At 51.9% G+C, this 16,389-nt stretch carries 13 protein-coding genes; 3 read left to right on the forward strand and 10 right to left on the reverse strand.

What is annotated here, in order from left to right; translation table 11 throughout:
- Nucleotides 1-1,146 (forward strand): AAA family ATPase, encoded by a 1,146-nt coding sequence (locus I2D83_RS11460; protein ID WP_205946534.1) that lies wholly within the window; start codon nucleotides 1-3, stop codon nucleotides 1,144-1,146.
- Nucleotides 1,147-1,308: 162 nt separating this feature from the next.
- Here I2D83_RS11460 and zigA read toward each other — a convergent pair whose 3' ends face one another.
- The 6 genes from zigA to ascF all read right to left on the reverse strand — a co-directional run bounded on the left by zigA (nucleotide 1,309) and on the right by ascF (nucleotide 7,762).
- Nucleotides 1,309-2,532, reverse strand: coding sequence for a zinc metallochaperone GTPase ZigA (zigA, locus tag I2D83_RS11465; protein WP_205946535.1), 1,224 nt, complete (start codon nucleotides 2,530-2,532; stop codon nucleotides 1,309-1,311).
- A 385-nt stretch (nucleotides 2,533-2,917) separates the two neighbouring features.
- Nucleotides 2,918-3,334: a hypothetical protein gene (locus tag I2D83_RS11470; RefSeq protein WP_181844936.1), complete on the reverse strand. Its 417-nt coding sequence runs from the start codon at nucleotides 3,332-3,334 to the stop codon at nucleotides 2,918-2,920.
- A 16-nt stretch (nucleotides 3,335-3,350) separates the two neighbouring features.
- Nucleotides 3,351-3,737, reverse strand: a complete 387-nt coding sequence (locus tag I2D83_RS11475; RefSeq protein ID WP_180779027.1) for a VOC family protein — start codon at nucleotides 3,735-3,737, stop codon at nucleotides 3,351-3,353.
- A gap of 60 nt (nucleotides 3,738-3,797) precedes the next feature.
- A complete protein-coding gene (gene hisN, locus I2D83_RS11480; protein ID WP_205946536.1) occupies nucleotides 3,798-4,598 on the reverse strand; it encodes a histidinol-phosphatase in 801 nt (266 codons plus the stop codon).
- Nucleotides 4,599-4,840: 242 nt separating this feature from the next.
- Nucleotides 4,841-6,271 (reverse strand): 6-phospho-beta-glucosidase, encoded by a 1,431-nt coding sequence (locus I2D83_RS11485; protein ID WP_181828584.1) that lies wholly within the window; start codon nucleotides 6,269-6,271, stop codon nucleotides 4,841-4,843.
- Between the two features lie 30 nt (nucleotides 6,272-6,301).
- Complete coding sequence (ascF, locus tag I2D83_RS11490) at nucleotides 6,302-7,762, reverse strand: PTS cellobiose/arbutin/salicin transporter subunit IIBC (RefSeq protein ID WP_181828585.1); 1,461 nt, start codon at nucleotides 7,760-7,762, stop codon at nucleotides 6,302-6,304.
- Between the two features lie 568 nt (nucleotides 7,763-8,330).
- On the opposite strand from ascF, the gene I2D83_RS11495 reads away from it, so the two are divergent.
- Nucleotides 8,331-9,356: a LacI family DNA-binding transcriptional regulator gene (locus tag I2D83_RS11495; protein WP_205946537.1), complete on the forward strand. Its 1,026-nt coding sequence runs from the start codon at nucleotides 8,331-8,333 to the stop codon at nucleotides 9,354-9,356.
- Nucleotides 9,357-9,437: 81 nt separating this feature from the next.
- On the opposite strand, the gene I2D83_RS11500 is transcribed toward I2D83_RS11495, so the two are convergent.
- The 3 genes from I2D83_RS11500 to I2D83_RS11510 form a co-directional block, all read right to left on the reverse strand.
- Complete coding sequence (locus I2D83_RS11500) at nucleotides 9,438-11,390, reverse strand: autotransporter domain-containing protein (RefSeq protein WP_205946538.1); 1,953 nt, start codon at nucleotides 11,388-11,390, stop codon at nucleotides 9,438-9,440.
- Nucleotides 11,391-12,199: 809 nt separating this feature from the next.
- Complete coding sequence (locus I2D83_RS11505; RefSeq protein ID WP_205946539.1) at nucleotides 12,200-12,730, reverse strand: ClbS/DfsB family four-helix bundle protein; 531 nt, start codon at nucleotides 12,728-12,730, stop codon at nucleotides 12,200-12,202.
- Nucleotides 12,731-12,821: 91 nt separating this feature from the next.
- Entirely contained in the window at nucleotides 12,822-13,802 is a 981-nt protein-coding gene (locus I2D83_RS11510; protein ID WP_205946540.1) for an LLM class flavin-dependent oxidoreductase, read from the reverse strand.
- A 341-nt stretch (nucleotides 13,803-14,143) separates the two neighbouring features.
- Here I2D83_RS11510 and I2D83_RS11515 point away from each other — a divergent pair, with 341 nt between their 5' ends.
- Nucleotides 14,144-15,340 carry a M20 peptidase aminoacylase family protein gene (locus tag I2D83_RS11515; RefSeq protein WP_205946541.1) on the forward strand — a complete coding sequence of 399 codons (1,197 nt, stop codon included), beginning with the start codon at nucleotides 14,144-14,146 and terminating at the stop codon, nucleotides 15,338-15,340.
- Between the two features lie 184 nt (nucleotides 15,341-15,524).
- Here the strand turns inward: I2D83_RS11515 and I2D83_RS11520 are convergent, their stop codons facing one another.
- Entirely contained in the window at nucleotides 15,525-16,070 is a 546-nt protein-coding gene (locus I2D83_RS11520) for a flavin reductase (RefSeq protein WP_015840377.1), read from the reverse strand.
- Nucleotides 16,071-16,389: the final 319 nt, after the last annotated feature.

Consider the following 16,389-nt stretch of genomic DNA (forward strand, 5'->3'; position numbering starts at 1 on the left):
ATGACAATCATGGATTGGAATACCATCAGGGGATTGGTCCCCGCGTCTGGCGCACAGCCAGATTTTGCTGATTGTCTGGACGCATTTCCGATGCTTCAACGCGCCAAAGAAACGCCGCAGGAGCCGCGCTACCACGGTGAAGGCGATGTCTGGACACATACTATGATGGTGATCGCGTCGCTATTGCAGCTTCCCGATTACCAGACGGCCACTCGCGAGCAGCAGGAAATCTTGTTTCTTGCCGCATTGCTGCATGACGTTGCGAAATACCGAACGACAGTGATTGACCCGGTGACAGGGCAAATTGGTCAACCGGGACATTCGCGCAAAGGGGCAATCGACGCCCGAGTACTGCTGTGGGACGCAGGCGTTCCGTTTGCGATTCGGGAAGCGATTTGCCGATTAATTGCGGTGCATCAGGTACCGTTTTACTGCCTTGAGGATGAACACCGTCGGGTGTCCCCACTCTTCACGATTCGCGAATTATCGTGGCAGTTAAGCATTCCGCTGCTGGCAACGCTGGCGGAAGCGGATATGCGTGGGCGCATCTGTCAGGATCAAGCGCGTGTGCTCGACAGTATTGAGCTGTTCCGCGAGCTGGCGCGGGAAGAAGGCTGTTACGGCCAGCCGAGATCGTTTGTCGATGCCCACACGCGCCTGAGCTACTTTCACGGTGCTGATGTTCATCCAGACTATCCGTTGTTTCAGGAGCCGGGATCGAAAGTCACCGTGATGTGCGGTTTGCCCGCTGCGGGTAAAGACACGTGGGTACGAACACATCGGCGCGATTTACCCGTGGTTTCGTTCGACGATGCGCGAACAGAACTGGGGTTGAAACACGGCGAGAATGAAGGAAAAGCAGTGCATTGGGCGACCGACAAAGCACGTTCACTGCTGCGAACGCATGAACCGTTCGTGTGGAATGCCACGCATCTGAGCCAGCAAATGCGCACCCGCACGTTGGATCTGTGCTATGCCTACGGCGCAGAAGTGGAGATCGTGTATCTGGAGCGCCCGCGTCAGGAATTACTGCGTCGCAACGGTAAACGGGACACCACATTGAGCAATAAAACGCTGCAAGGTATGCTGACGAAATGGGAGCTTCCCGCACCGACAGAAGCGCATGTTGTTCGCTATGAACCTTAATGCAGCCGAAGCGCGGTAAACGGGCTCTCGTATTCCGTGATACTGCGTCTTTCTGCACCCAAATACTGTTTTTCATAGATCAATTTATCGTCCTCGAAACGCACGGGGACGATAAATCCCCCACCATCTGAAAAATCAGATCTTTTCTAGATTCCCCACGCTTTATGACGCAAACCAAGGCTCTATCGGGTCCGGATAATCTAACCACATCGCCAGACCTTCTGCCATTTCTTTGTCCGTCAGCAGCGCGGTTTCCAGACGGGCTCGCAACGTGAGTTCATCCATATCGATACCGATAAACACCAGTTCCTGTCGCGCATCACCCACGCCATCCACCCATATGGAACGAATGTAATTGAGCGATTCACTATCTGTCGGCCACTTTGCTTTTGGCACGCTGACCCACCATGAACCAGCCAGCCCCTGACGCGCCACGCCGCCTGCCTGAGACCACGAGCCGGCATATTCCGGGCGGCTTGCTAACCAAAAATAGCCTTTGGATCTGACAACCCCGGTGAGCGAATTTTCCATGACCTGTGCGAAGCGGGCAGGATGAAACGGCCGACGCGCGCGAAAAACAAAACTGGCGATGCCATACTCCTCAGTTTCAGGCGTATGTTCACCGCGTAATTCTTTCAACCATCCGGGAGCCTGCGCCGCTTTGTCAAAATCAAATAATCCTGTGTTGAGCACCTCGTTCAGCGGCACAGCTCCAAATTGTGCATGAAGTATTTTCGCACCTGGATTCAGTGAACGGATAATCGCAACCAGCTTCTGCTGTTGCGCCACATCAATAAGGTCGATTTTGTTGAGAATAACCACATTGCAGAACTCGATCTGATCGATCAGCAGATCCACCACGTTGCGCTCGTCACCTTCTCCTAACGATTCTCCACGAGAGTGAATGCTGTCCACCGAAGCGTAATCTTTTAAAAAATTATACCCGTCAACAACGGTCACCATCGTATCCAGCCGCGCCACTTCAGAAAGGCTTTCTCCATCATCACCCGCAAACGTGAACGTTTCTGCGACAGGAAGCGGCTCTGCGATACCGGTTGATTCAATGACCAACTGATCAAAACGCCCTTCTTTCGCCAGCCGATTAACCTCGATCAGTAGATCTTCACGCAACGTACAACAGATACAGCCGTTACTCATCTCCACCAACTTTTCGTCCGTCCGTGAAAGTTCAGCGCCACCCTCCCTCACCAGTGCAGCATCAATATTCACTTCTGACATGTCGTTGACGATCACCGCGACGCGGAGACCAGCGCGATTATTCAGAATATGGTTAAGTAACGTGGTCTTTCCCGCACCGAGAAAGCCAGATAGTACGGTCACAGGTAATCTTGCATCTGCGCTCTGTCGAGCTACTACGTCAGCCATATTTCACACTCTCTGATGATTTAAAGTCGTTTGCAGTTTTACTTTTTCGCTGCGGGATGATTCATCACCATGAATATTTCGCTTTTAAACACTCGCCGCGATAATCACCCTGCACTTGATTTGTTATGTTATAACATAACAAAAAGGGCATGAAAAATCATTGAGCGTTTGATTTTGTTTAATCATATTAAGAAATAGGCTGGAGACACCCGCTGTTATTGCATTGAGCCAGCAGGTTCAGTCAGAACTAGAGAAGTGGGGGCTTGTTCGCGCTTATAAGGAGCAGTTGACAGCGTTGCTGTCCACAGGCACTCACGTGCCGACAATGCTCACCGATCGTGACGTCACACAGTTCGATGCGCTATTCCATGGGAAGATTGAGAGTTCACCCCAACCGCAGCGCACTCCAGCGCGAAAGCGCGGTAAATGGGATCTCGTATTCCGTGGTACCGTTCCTTTCTGCACCAAAATACTGTTTTTCATAGATCAACGTATCGTCCTCGAAACGTATGGGGACAATAAATCCTCCCACCGCCTGAGAAATCTGGCACTGCCTTTCTTCGATCACATCAATACAGAGTAAAGCCGTTTGCGGGCCATCGCGTTCCGCCGTGGAGAGCCACTCTTGCACTGCCAGATAGCGTGAATCCGGCGACCACAGTAGTTCCTTGCCAAAAACGCGCCCTTCCAGAGCGTTACCGTCGATCGAGAGTGAAAAATAAGGCGGACCAAACCGAATTTCACCGACGTAAATCAGCATCGCGGTATGTTGTTGATCGAATGAGGACAGTTTGTGCAGCATACGAAAGGGGTCCGAATCAGTCTGAGGTTATCTCTATCAGATTACCATCAGGATCGCTGACGATCGCCTCATAAAAACCGTCTCCCGTCATGCGCGGTGGGGCAACCAAAATGCCGCGTTCTGCTGCTTTGCTGGCTAATGCCTCAACATCAGCCTTGCTTCCGACGGAAATCGCCACATGCGCCCAGCCGCAGCTTTCTTTATTGGTTAACGCTTCCGCCAACACCGGCAGCGTCATCAACTCAATCGATGCCCCTTCACTCAGTTGAACGAAATGCGATTCAAACCCAGGACGATTCCGGCTCACATATTTTTCTCCGACCTGAGCGGCGAAAAATTCCTGCCAAAATGCTGCCTGCGCGGCCAAGTCGGCCGTCCATAACGCAACGTGTGCCACTTTCATCATGATTCCTTCTTAAGCGTTGTCTTTCACATCATCGGGGTATGTGATACAAAACGGCGGCTATGACCGCGTTCCGTTCAGAATGGCTAAAACCTGCTGATGCAGCGCTGGGTTACCAGTCGCAACTACCGTGCCACCCGCTTCCGCTCGCTGCCCGTTGAGATCGGTGATGATACCGCCCGCCTGTTCAATAATCGGGATCAACGCGACAATGTCGTAGGGCTGCAATGCAAATTCCACGCAGATGTCAATCTGGCCTGCCGCCAGCATCGCCATGGCGTAACATTCTCCGCCATAGCGCGTCATCAACGTGCATTCGGTGAGTGCAGTAAAGCGAACGGTCGGGTGCATGCTCAGCGCTTCTGGCGCAGTTGTGTGCAAAATCGCCTGTTCGAGCGACACACCTTTGCGCGTGCTTAAACGCACTTCCCCATTGCGGTCGCTACGCCAGGCCTGTGAACCATCAGCCCAGAAACACTCTCCGGTAAACGGCTGGCTCATCATCCCCATTACGCCACGTTCATGGTGCAGCAGACCGATAAGTGTTCCCCACACGGGTAGCCCACATAAGAAAGGTCGGGTGCCATCAACCGGATCTAAAACCCAACGCACTGGGCCTTCCCCACTCAGGCCAAATTCTTCCCCCATGATCGCGTGTTCGGGATAATGGCGCGTGATGTGCTCACGGATGACCCGCTCAGCTTCCCGATCGGCTTCCGTCACCGGATCAAAACGAAAACCCTCTTTTGGCTTGGTTTCAATTTGATTGGCGGTAAGAGAACGAAAACGCGGTAACGTTTCCTGACTGGCCAGCCTGGCGAGTTCATGAAAGAAGGCAATATCGGGAAGCAACTGACTCATGGTGTTTACCTTCCTGCGCGTTTATAGACGGTATTATTGAACATTGATAATAAACCACAATGCTCACTATTGCTCGATTATGAGATATTATCATAATGAATACCACTAAACATGCAAAATCAAGCAAAAGACTACAATTCATATTCCCTGTATCTGGGCAAAAAATGTCTGGGTAAAAAAATAGCCCCCAAACGTTACCGTTAGAGGGCTATAACAAGAATAGCTAAACGCGACTACTTCATTCAGCTCAGATCGGCGCCGTTGCTGGCAATCACTTTCTTATACCAGTAGAACGATTTCTTTTTCTTTCTGGCTAATGTGCCTTCGCCACGGTCATCGCGATCGACATAGATGAAACCATAGCGTTTACTCATTTCACCGGTGGAAGCCGCAACCAGATCGATACAGCCCCATGAGGTATAGCCGATGACCGGGATTCCGTCGCCGATGGCATCCGCCATCGCGCTGATGTGCTCACGCAGGTAGCTGATGCGATAGTCATCATCAATCTCGCCCTGTGCGTTAATCTCGTCCTTCGCACCTAGCCCGTTCTCTACCAGAAACAGCGGCTTCTGATAGCGGTCATACATCATATTCATGGTGATCCGCAGGCCCAGCGGGTCGATTCCCCAACCCCATTCACTCGCCTTGATGTGCGGGTTCTTTAACGATTTAACGATGTTCGCCGCGCTGCTGTTGTGCTCGTTCATGTCTGCCGAGGCGCAGCGAGAGGCGTAATAGCTAAAGGACACAAAATCTACCGTGTTCTTGAGAATCTCATCATCACCCGGCTCTGACGCAATCGTGATGCCCTTCTCTTTAAACAACCGGCCGGTATATGCCGGATAGGTGCCGCGCGCCTGCACGTCGATAAAGAACAGGTTCTCACGATCTTTATTCAGCGCCGCCCAGACATCTTCCGGTTTGCACGACCACGGATAGAAATTACCGCCAGCCAACATACAGCCGACCTGATTTTCCGGGTTAACCTCATGCGCAATCTTCGTCGCCAGCGCGCTCGCCACCAGTTCATGGTGCGCAGCCTGATATTTCACCTGCTCCTGATTTTCACCATCGGCAAAGACCAGACCCGCGCCGGAAAATGGGCTATGCAGCAAAATATTGATTTCATTGAACGTTAGCCAGTATTTCACCAGTCCGTCAAAGGCTTCAAAACAGGTTCGGGCGTAACGAGCGAAGAATTCCACCATTTTCCGGTTACGCCATGAGCCGTATTCAGTGACCAGATGCATTGGCACATCGAAATGGCACAGCGTCACCAGCGGCTCGATGTTGTATTTCTTGCACTCGGCAAACATATCGCGATAAAAGGCGATGCCTTCCGCGTTGGGCGTCAGCTCATCCCCGTTCGGGTAAAGTCGGCTCCAGGCGATGGAGGTACGGAACACCGTGAACCCCATTTCCGCCATCAGCGCGATATCTTCCTTATAGCGATGATAGAAATCGATCGCCTGATGGCTGGGATAAAATTCATCCTCGCGCAGTGCGAAACGCGGTTCTTGCCCCAGTTTCACCGGCAGACGATTCACGCCGTGGGGAATCATATCTACCGTCGTCAGCCCTTTACCGCCTTCAAGGTACGCGCCTTCTGCCTGATTGGCCGCAATCGCGCCCCCCCATAAAAACCCATTGGGAAATGTTGATGCAGACATACGCTATTCTCCTTCGTATTAGTGCTTCATTTAATTCGTGTTCGTGGCGCGTTGCGGCGCGGAAAAATCATCACCCTGCACGTGTTTCTCTTCCGGTTTCTCTTCTACCGGAATGTCTTCAAAGCCCAGCAGCAAGGTGACGAAGAAAGAAATCACGACAGACAGAATCATGACGCCGAACACCCAGGCAATGCTCATCGGATTCGCGGGATCGAAGAATTGCACGCTGGTAAACAGCCCCGGCGATGCCATTGAATGACTGGCCAGCCCGCCGATACCGGCAACGGCGCCACAGATGAAACCGGTAATTAGACAGGCGATCAGCGGACGCTTCAGGCGCAAAGCTACACCGTACAGTGCGGGTTCAGAAATCCCGGCAACAATCGCCGAGGCGGCCGCGGCCAGCGCCGTCTGGCGCAGTTCCGGGTTTTTGGTGCGCCAGGCGACCGCCAGTGAAGAACCACCAAGCGACAGGTTCGCGCCAATTTCAGACGGCATCACCATGCCTTCTTTTCCCGTTTCGGCGATGGTTTGAATAATAGTCGGGGTAAACACGCGGTGCATACCGGTCATCACCAGCAGCGGCCAAATGGCACCCATGATGGCAACGGACAGCCAGCCCAGATAATCATGCACGGTGTAGACGACAGCAGAAATACCGCTACCGATCCAGATTCCAATCGGGCCAATAAGCATGATGGCAATCGGGGAGGCAATCAGCACGATTAACATCGGCTTCAGGAAGTTTTTGGTCACCGCAGGCGTAATGCGATCTACCCATTTTTCAATGTAAGACAGAATCCAGGTCATACACAGCGCCGGAATCACAGTGTAGGTGTACTTCACCGCGGTAACGGACAGCCCCATAAACACCACTTGCTGCCCCTGTGCCGCTTTTGCCATCAAATCGATAAACGTCGGATGCACCAGCACCCCAGCGATAGCAATCGCCAGCGACATATTGGTTTTGAATTTTACCGCCGCAGATGCTGCCACCATGATCGGCAGGAAGAAGAATGCACCGTCGCCAATCACGTTCAGAATCGTCAGCGTGGAAGATCCCTTCTCAAATATGCCGGTCATATCCAGGATCATGGCGAGCAATTTCACCATCGATCCGCCGATAATCGCCGGAATGAGCGGCGACATCGTACCAATCAACGCATCCAGAATGCCCGCACCAATGCGTCGCAGCGTAATTTTATTGTTCACCGGCACCGCTTTTTCCGCCGCCGCGCCTTCCGGCAGCAGCTTCACCACCTCGGCATAGGCCTGAGAAACGGTGTTGCCGATAATGACCTGGCACTGGTTATCGTTTTTTACGACGCCCAACACGCCGCTTATCGCCTTCAATTCAGCCACATTCGCTGCATCGTTATCTTTCAGCACGAAGCGCAGGCGGGTCATACAGTGTGTCACGGCGGCGATGTTATCAGCACCACCGATGGCATCGACGATCGAACGGGATACAGCCGCATAATTCTTTGACATGGATAGACAATCTCTCGTAATCGCGCACGCTCTCCCTGAATCAACAAACGGCTTAACGCGTTCGAAACGGGGACATTACCTGATGCACGCACATTTATTATTCAGTTTCATACAGTTATGAAAGTATTCATGCCGGTATTCCTGCTCCCTATAACGTGATGAAACGCTAATGGGTAACCGGTTCCACATGATAGTGTTTATATGTGAATTCAATTTCAATAGATTTGTTATGAATATTTTACTTATGTGATAACGATCGTCGTGAATAGCCTCTTCCTTTACCCGCTAGCCTCGCTTCTGCGCTCATCACCCTGCTGCCAGTCCATATCCTAAATAATTCGAGTTTCAGGCAGGCGGCAAGAGAAGGCATCCCGATGAGCTTACTCAAGTAAGTGATTCGGGTGACAAATCTGCCGGGAGCAGATTTGAACGCTGCTTGCAGCGGCCCTTCAGGGCGAGGCCCACGACGGGCCGAGTATTTAAACGCAGCCAACGCACATGCAACTTGAAGTATGACGGATATAAAGTGTGTAAAATGATACAGGTGTTCAACGTGTCAGGATGTCCCATGTCGACAATGCAGGAAGTGGCGAAGAAAGCAGGCGTATCAAAAGCGACGGTATCGCGCGTGCTATCGGGCAAAGGCTATACCAGTGAAGAAACCAAAGCGCTGGTTTATCAGGCCATTGAGGAGACGGGATATCGGCCCAATTTACTGGCACGGAACCTGGCGACCAGCAAATCCGCCTGTATTGGTTTGGTGGTGACTAACACGCTCTATAACGGCAGCTATTTTAACGAGCTGCTGTCACAGGCCGCCAAGAAACTGGAGGACAATGGACGTCAGTTGATTCTGGTTGATGGCAAGCACAGCGCCGATGAAGAGAGAGCCGCGATTCAATTCCTGCTGGGGTTGCGCTGCGATGCGATTATCATCTATCCCCGTTTTCTTAGCGTGGATGAAATGGATGACATCATCGAGAAACACAAGCAACCGATCATGGTGGTTAACCGTAAACTGCGTAAGCACCAGAGCCACTGCATCTGCTGCGATCACAAAGGTTCCAGCTATAACGCCACGCAGCATTTGATCGCACGCGGCCATAGAGAGATTGCCTTTATCACCGGTTCGCTGGACTCGCCGACCGCGATCGAACGCCTTTCCGGCTATAAAGAGGCCCTGACGGCGGCGAATATCACGGTACGGGATGAATTAATTGTGAAAGGAAAATGGACGCCGCGCTGCGGATCGCTCGCTATTACCACCCTGCGCGATAATCGGGTCTCGTTCAGCGCCGTTCTCGCCAGCAATGACGACATGGCAATTGGCGCGATAAAAGCGCTGGATGACGCTGGCATTGCCGTACCGCACGACGTTTCTGTCGTCGGGTTCGATGATATTCCCACTGCCCCATTTTTAAAGCCGTCACTCTCCAGCGTCAAAGATCCGGTAAGCGATATGATCAACGAAGTGATTAACCGCCTGATCGCGATGCTGGACGGCGGCTATTTCTCGAAAGACAATCTGTTCTTGTCCGAACTCCGAGTCAGAGATTCCATTCAGAACGGGCCGTACAATAACCAGCCCGCCTGAATGCGATGCGGGGTCGTTTCAGACCCCATTTAACGCCGAATTTCCCTTCAGCAGCTAAGTCCGCTCTTCACAGCAACAGGTTTAGAATTGCCACTGCACGCCTACACTATAGCGCGTTTGATCGCCATCCCGATGACCGAAACGGCTACCGACCTCGGAATACAGATTCAGATTTTCTGCCGCAAGCCACTGCACACCAACGGTTGCGCGACCGAAGTTCTTATCCTGCTCCCCAACCGCAATACGGCGGTTTGCACCATCGACGTGATCTTTCACCGTAAAGCTGGAATCGAGCCCATCGGCTAATTCACGCACCCACGCCACCGTAGCATAAGGTTGCAGAGACGCTTTGTTGCTGAATTCCACCTTGCCACGCACGCGCCAGCCCAGACTGGCTTCCAGCGAATCGACATCTTGTTTTTCATACCGCACGCCAGTTCGCAGGTTACCTTTATCATCAAACGCATTGATGCGATAACGCGCATAATCCAACCCGACAACCGGACCAGTCCGCAGTCCGCCTAGCGAAAAATCATAGCCGCCAGTTACGCGAGCACCGACAAATTGCGCTTCGGTATTGCCATCCAGCGTGTTGTCCAACAGCACCGGACCGCCCGCAGATTGCAGATACACCGAGCGGCGTGACGCAATCGCTGCCCGGCCCGCCGTCACGTCGCTACCCAACCAGGCTGGACCTCCCTGATTCAGCAAACCATATACGCCAGCTTGCCAGGTATCGCTTTCAATATGTCCATTACGCTCAAGCTTATCCTTGCTACGCAGCAGGCTCAGACTGCCACCAACGGTGACACCGTCACTTAATTGATAATCGACCAGCGCATAAGCCATCGCCTGACGAGAACGCTGCTGCGGTGCACGGTCAAAGCCATTTGACGGAGTCACATCGCCTTCAATCCCGACTGCCGTATCCAGCGTACCTGCACTACGAGTGGTATTTTGCAGCAGTAACCAGCGCTGATTATGCAAATCACTCAATGATTGGCGCTGACGCTTCAGGCTCTCCTCCATTGCCTGTTGCATCGCAGCGGCGGAATAGGCCGAATGCAGCAAATCGGTATTGGAAATTTCCAGTAGCAGTCGTGTCACCAACCGTGAAACGTCGCGCAGGCGCTGGTCAATGCGTTCCTTACCCAGCACGCTGGTCAGAAAGGCTTCGTTATCAACCGTAGGATCATGCCATGTCGCGCCCCCCGGCACCGCAGGGTTCGTGGTTTGCTCATAGCCGTCCTGATCGCCGATATCCCAATTGGTGGCCTCCATATAGAGTACGGGAATATCAAACGCGGCGTTGAAGCTATCGCCGTCACTGCAACAGCCAGTTCCTGCCGGATAACTCGCATTTAACCCTGGGTTGGTAAACAGTTCGATGCCCAGTTCGTTCGCGATACGCAACGTCTGTTCACGCAGGCTTGCCAGCGCAGGATTCGCTACACTGTTATCGCCAGCATGCGCGTAGAGTTTGTCGCCGGTAATCATGCTGTCCATGTTAATCATGGCCGTAAGGCCGCCAGCAGTTCCTTGCGCAATCAGATCGTTAACCATTGCACGCGAACCGCGTAGCCCCTCTTCTTCTGCCCCGAAGGCCGCAAAGACCAGCGTTTTTTCCGTCTGGATGCCGCTAAAATTACGCGCCACTTCTGTCAGGATCGATGCACCGGATGCGTTGTCATCCAGCCCTTGCAGCGTCGGCCGCCCGAAGAAGGTATCAAAGTGCGCGCCAGTAATAATGTATTCGCTGCTCAGCCCGACATTAGAGGCCAGCACATTCTGTGACGAACGCGTCGTACCGCCTGCCGTCCAGGAGAAATCCTGCCTGACAGTGGTATAACCGGGCGCCATCCGCTGCGTCATCCAGTCCGCCGCACCGGCAAAATTTGCCGTACCGCGATAGCGCCCCGGATAATCATTAATGAGCGTATCTACGGTCTCGCGCGCATAATCACCGTAATCATAAGCCCATGCTGGTACAGATAAACACGCCATCCCTACCGCAACTGCGACTTGCTTGAACATGAACACCACTCCCTTTTCTCGTTATAAATCGAATCTTATCGTTATCAACACGGGTCATTCTTAACCGCGTTACCAGAGGAACCTTATTCAGGTCATGTCGTTGTTAAAGAAAGGAAAATAACAGCAATATTCATTCCAAGGCTATGGAACAAAAGAAAATGTGATGAAATATGTCAAGATGCGGCAAATCGAAAGGAAATCGTCAGAATTGTGTAATGCTGATTAATCATAGGGTTAAGCGTGGATGACATCGGGGATGGTCAAGTGACTAACAGAGAAGAAAAAAGAATGGAAACGCGGCGGAGATGGTGGCAATACGGGATAAAGATGCTTTTTGAAAATAAAACGAAAACAAAGAGAGCAAGCACGCACCGAAAACGATCGTTTACAGCACGCGATTGCCCATCTTGCCCGTTTGATACCATCCTAAACATAAACGTTAAGCTGGTTAGTTTCCGTTGGGCGGTTAATCCCATCCGCTATGGGCGGCTTAAAGATTGAAGCACTATTTTCGTACGTTGTCCGGGTTCGGGTAGAAGCATCAGGCTGAGGGTAACCAGACAGCTGCGACGAGCGGGAAATACCCTGAACATGATCAGGTTTGTCCGGCATGGCGTAATATGACACTGGAGAAACAAGGTTGAGACCAATCATTTTTCTTCCCCCTCTTCATCTCATCTGTCAGTAAAAATTATCTTGCTTATTACTGAGTATAGAACAATCAAGGAGGGGGAATATGTAAGGTTTTGTCTGAAAAAACGCCGCTAACGCGCCGACACGCAGGAAAACAAGACCAAAAAATTAGCCCTCTATTTTCTATTTATTATCATGATGTTGCTTGTTTTCTCCCACGCGCGCAGGCGTCCTGCCGCATTTTTATAAGGCGAAGCGGTGTTGAATTGAATCATCCGACCCCGCGTCCACTTACCGTACCAGCATTCACCGTAGAGCTGTGCATCGGTATAACGCTCAACCAGCGCAATGATCTCCCGTTTATTCGCGACAAACCGCGCGACCAGATCAGACCATTCGGTGATGTGGGCGAAGTCCTGATAGAATTTTTGCGCCAGCAAACCGAGCTGATTCCACTGGTAACCCGTCTCTGGGAAATCAATCTGCTTGCCCTGCTCTTCATTTTTATGCCATTTCAGCACCAGATTGCCCCAGCCCAGCAAATACGCCACCAGATTTGCCGGGCTCATCTGCGTTCCCTGCGCATGCCCAGCCAGTTCCGGCACGAATGCACAATCGGCGGGAACGGCTTCGATGCGTTTCATTAACAGCGTAAACTGACTATTGATTGCCTTGATCAAGGCATCCTTGTTCTCCGGCACCGCCATTATTTTCCCCGATTATGTTGCTATAGACAAAATCAGGTTACTGTCCACAATGCGACACCACCTTGTCATCGCTCACGTTTTTCGCTATTACTCAGCGCGATGCCAGCAGGCGGATCGATGCCTCACGCTCGCGGGGGGACGTCACGGGCGTATGGATGATGAACTCATCTACGCCAAAGCGCTGATGATAACGTTCCAGCTGCTGGTGAATGTGCGCTGGCGTGCCGTAAAGCACATTGCGCGGCTCCTGCACGATGCGAAAATCCGTTGCACCCGCCTGCCGAACAAAATTGTCGGCCTGTTCCTGACTTCCTACCGTCAGCGGCGGCTTGTTCTCAATATAAACCTTGTAGTTATGCTGCGTACTAGCTAGCGCCTCCGCATCCTCATGACGTTCAGCGGCAATCACCGACAGCGACAGCAGCGTCTGGGCGCTGGCGGGCTTCAATTCCCGGTAGCTCAGAAGTGATTCCGTCAGCAACGTCTCACTGGCGTTAATGAACCCGGCGAAGACAAAGTTCCAGCCTAGCGATGCGGCTAATCGCGCACTCTCCTGACTGGCTCCCAGCAGAAAGCGCTGTGGCGTGTGTTCCGGTAACGGCGTGGCATTCAGGCGCTCTGCCGTTTCGTCATGGCTATCGAGAAAACGGTTGAGCTGCTGTAATTTCTCTGTGAAGGAAGCGCGCTCTGCCTCGCCGATTTCCTGCTGTAGCGCCCGCGTGGCCAGCGGCAGTCCACCCGGCGCTTTACCGATCCCTAAATCCACCCGACCGCCCGCCAGCGCGCCGATCACATGGAAGTTCTCTGCAACTTTATACGGGCTATAGTGCTGTAACATCACCCCGCCGGAACCGATGCGCAGCGTTGTCGTGTGCGCCAACAGCCAGGTGATTAATACCTCGGGAGAGGACCCCGCCAACTCATCAGAGTTATGATGTTCGGAAACCCAAAAGCGGTAATAGCCAAGCGCTTCTGCCACTTTCGCCAGCGATACGGTTTGCGCCAACGCCTGTTCCACGCTCATTCCTTCGGCGATGGGGCTTTGATCTAATAAACTGAGCTTATATCCCACGATGTTTCCTTATTTTCAGTGATTATTCGTCAGCATTGTTTATTAAAAGTAACGGCTTATTTCAAAATCACTCGATACAACTATATTTACCCAAGCATATTATTCTAAATAGAGCCTCACGATAAAATTAGTCCAGATAAAAAACAGAATAAGAAGCATGTTGTATAACGGTGTGAAATATAAATATCAATAACGGGTTTTGTTAGCAGAAATATTCATAATAAATGAATGCAAAATCGACCGCATAAAAAGACATGAAATATAACCAGACGGTATTTATCCATAGCGCGGCTATCGGCTACCTTTACGATGTATAAGTTTTGTTAAGGAGGTGTATTGATATGGCTGAATCTATCCCCTGTTGTGATACGTCATTTGAGCAGCAGCTTATTCACTGGCGACGGCACTTGCATCAGTACCCGGAACTGTCCAATCAGGAACACCAAACCACCGCGCACATCACCCGCTGGCTACAAGAGAAAAACATCCGCCTGTTGCCTCTGGCGCTAACGACTGGCGTCGTTGCCGAGATCGGTCACGGTAGCGGTCCGACGATTGCGCTGAGAGCGGATATTGATGCGCTACCGATAGAAGAACTGGTGGATGTTCCCTTTCGCTCTCAGCACGCGGGCGTCATGCATGCCTGCGGACACGACTTCCACACCGCAGTGATGCTGGGTGCGGCCTGTTTGCTGAAAAAACGCGAATCTGTCTTACCGGGTAAAATCAGGGTGTTTTTCCAACCCGCAGAAGAAGTTTCTACCGGCGCCAAACAGTTCATTCGTGCCGGTGCGCTTGCCGATGTGGCTGCTGTTTTTGGCCTGCATAACGCGCCCGAGCTCCCCGCTGGCACCTTCGCCACCCGCAGCGGCCCGTTTTATGCCAACGTCGATCGCTTCTCTATTCACATTACGGGCAAAGGTGCGCATGCCGCCAAACCCGAACAGGGTATCGACAGCATCGTCACCGCCTGCAATATCGTCAATGCGCTGCAAACCCTGCCCAGCCGTAGTTTCAGTTCACTGGAATCGCTAGTCATCAGCGTCACGCGCATTCAGGGTGGCAACACCTGGAACGTACTGCCGCAAACGGTAGAACTGGAAGGTACGGTACGCACCTACAATGCCGCGATTCGTGCAGAAATACCGGCGCGAATTGAGCAATTGATCGGCGGCATTGCTCTTGCGCTGGGCGCAAAAGCGGAGCTGAAATGGTATCCCGGCCCGCCTGCGGTCGTGAACACCAGCGAATGGGCAGACTTCAGCAAGCAAATTGCCCGAGACGCAGGCTATCAGGTAGAAAACGCTGAACTGCAAATGAGCGGTGAGGACTTTGCGCTTTACCTTCAGGACGTGCCGGGCACGTTCGTCAGCATTGGCTCAAACAGCGAATTTGGCCTGCACCATCCTCAATTCAACCCGGATGAAAGCGCGATTGCGCCAGCCTCACGCTATTTCGCACAGCTGGCGGAGGCTGCGCTGCACCGTCTGCGTACCACGAAAGTTACCCCTCCGCAGGCGGTAATGCCGATCGTTTGACGAGCGAGATACCCGGAGCAACCACGGGGTGAGGCATCCCTGCGGGAACCTCATCCCCGTGTCTCTCCTAATATCGGACTGACGTAATCAACTCATCACCTCCGCCAGATTGATCTGACGGAGGCAGCAATTTTTATAAATCAATTAATTACGATGAGTGCATTAGGAGAGAAAGTTATACCGATTAACCCCGAACGGCATGATAACGGCGGGAAAAATACACCAGACCATCCGTGCCTTCACCCTGCTTAATCGCTAATACCCGGCAAATAAAGATATCGTGCGTCGCCGCACTCACAACTTCCTCAACCCGGCAGTCAAACGCGACCAGCGCATCCCGCAACACCGGTGAGCCCGTATGCAACACATCCCACTCCGCCGCCGCAAACCGTTCTTCGGTTGATGACGGGCTGCCAAACAGCGTCGACAGCGTTTCATGATGAGCGGCCAGCGTATTGATGCACAAATGTGTATTCGCCTGAAACGTGGGATATACCGACGAACCGCGATTCAGGCACACCAGCAGCGTGCCGGGCGTATCGCTGACGCTGGATACGGCGGATGCCGTAAATCCAGCCTTACCTGCCGGGCCATCCGTCGTAACGACATTGACCGCTGCGCTCAGCTTTGCCATCGCATCGCGAAACGCCTGCCGGTCAACCGTAACAGTCGCCGCAGAAAGCGTTGCGTCATTCGCGGTTACGTGTCGTTCAACTATCAGATCAGACATGGATATTTTCCTTTAAATACGGCGAGAGACATGATCGTTAACATTATACTAACAAAATAAGCCGCGTCATCATCTGAAATTTTTGAATTTTATTATCCATTTTTGTTGTTTTACATCATGCCCCGTCTCATCAATAGTGAAAACACGCTATTAACGTCTAATTAACCTTTCATTGAATACGTGAATCCCTCGTGATGGCTTGTTTATTGATAGCCGATTTAGTGATGGATTATTTTCACTTTCATGAAGGTTAATTCAACTAACAATATGTTCGCTCAATTAATAACAAACACATTCAATTAATAAAAAGGTTCCTGAT

Origin of the sequence: Pectobacterium aroidearum, assembly GCF_015689195.1 — a bacterium.
Classification (GTDB): Bacteria; Pseudomonadota; Gammaproteobacteria; order Enterobacterales; family Enterobacteriaceae; genus Pectobacterium; species Pectobacterium aroidearum.

Bases quoted from the DNA above. Each gene is read 5' to 3' on its own strand.
- hisN (WP_205946536.1), bottom strand. From the start codon at position 4,598: ATGAGTCAGTTGCTTCCCGATATTGCCTTCTTTCATGAACTCGCCAGG.
- I2D83_RS11520 (WP_015840377.1), bottom strand. From the start codon at position 16,070: ATGTCTGATCTGATAGTTGAACGACACGTAACCGCGAATGACGCAACG.
- I2D83_RS11475 (WP_180779027.1), bottom strand. From the start codon at position 3,737: ATGAAAGTGGCACACGTTGCGTTATGGACGGCCGACTTGGCCGCGCAG.
- I2D83_RS11500 (WP_205946538.1), bottom strand. From the start codon at position 11,390: ATGTTCAAGCAAGTCGCAGTTGCGGTAGGGATGGCGTGTTTATCTGTA.
- I2D83_RS11470 (WP_181844936.1), bottom strand. From the start codon at position 3,334: ATGCTGCACAAACTGTCCTCATTCGATCAACAACATACCGCGATGCTG.
- I2D83_RS11515 (WP_205946541.1), top strand. From the start codon at position 14,144: ATGGCTGAATCTATCCCCTGTTGTGATACGTCATTTGAGCAGCAGCTT.
- I2D83_RS11505 (WP_205946539.1), bottom strand. From the start codon at position 12,730: ATGGCGGTGCCGGAGAACAAGGATGCCTTGATCAAGGCAATCAATAGT.
- I2D83_RS11495 (WP_205946537.1), top strand. From the start codon at position 8,331: ATGTCGACAATGCAGGAAGTGGCGAAGAAAGCAGGCGTATCAAAAGCG.
- ascF (WP_181828585.1), bottom strand. From the start codon at position 7,762: ATGTCAAAGAATTATGCGGCTGTATCCCGTTCGATCGTCGATGCCATC.
- I2D83_RS11485 (WP_181828584.1), bottom strand. From the start codon at position 6,271: ATGTCTGCATCAACATTTCCCAATGGGTTTTTATGGGGGGGCGCGATT.
- zigA (WP_205946535.1), bottom strand. From the start codon at position 2,532: ATGGCTGACGTAGTAGCTCGACAGAGCGCAGATGCAAGATTACCTGTG.
- I2D83_RS11460 (WP_205946534.1), top strand. From the start codon at position 1: ATGACAATCATGGATTGGAATACCATCAGGGGATTGGTCCCCGCGTCT.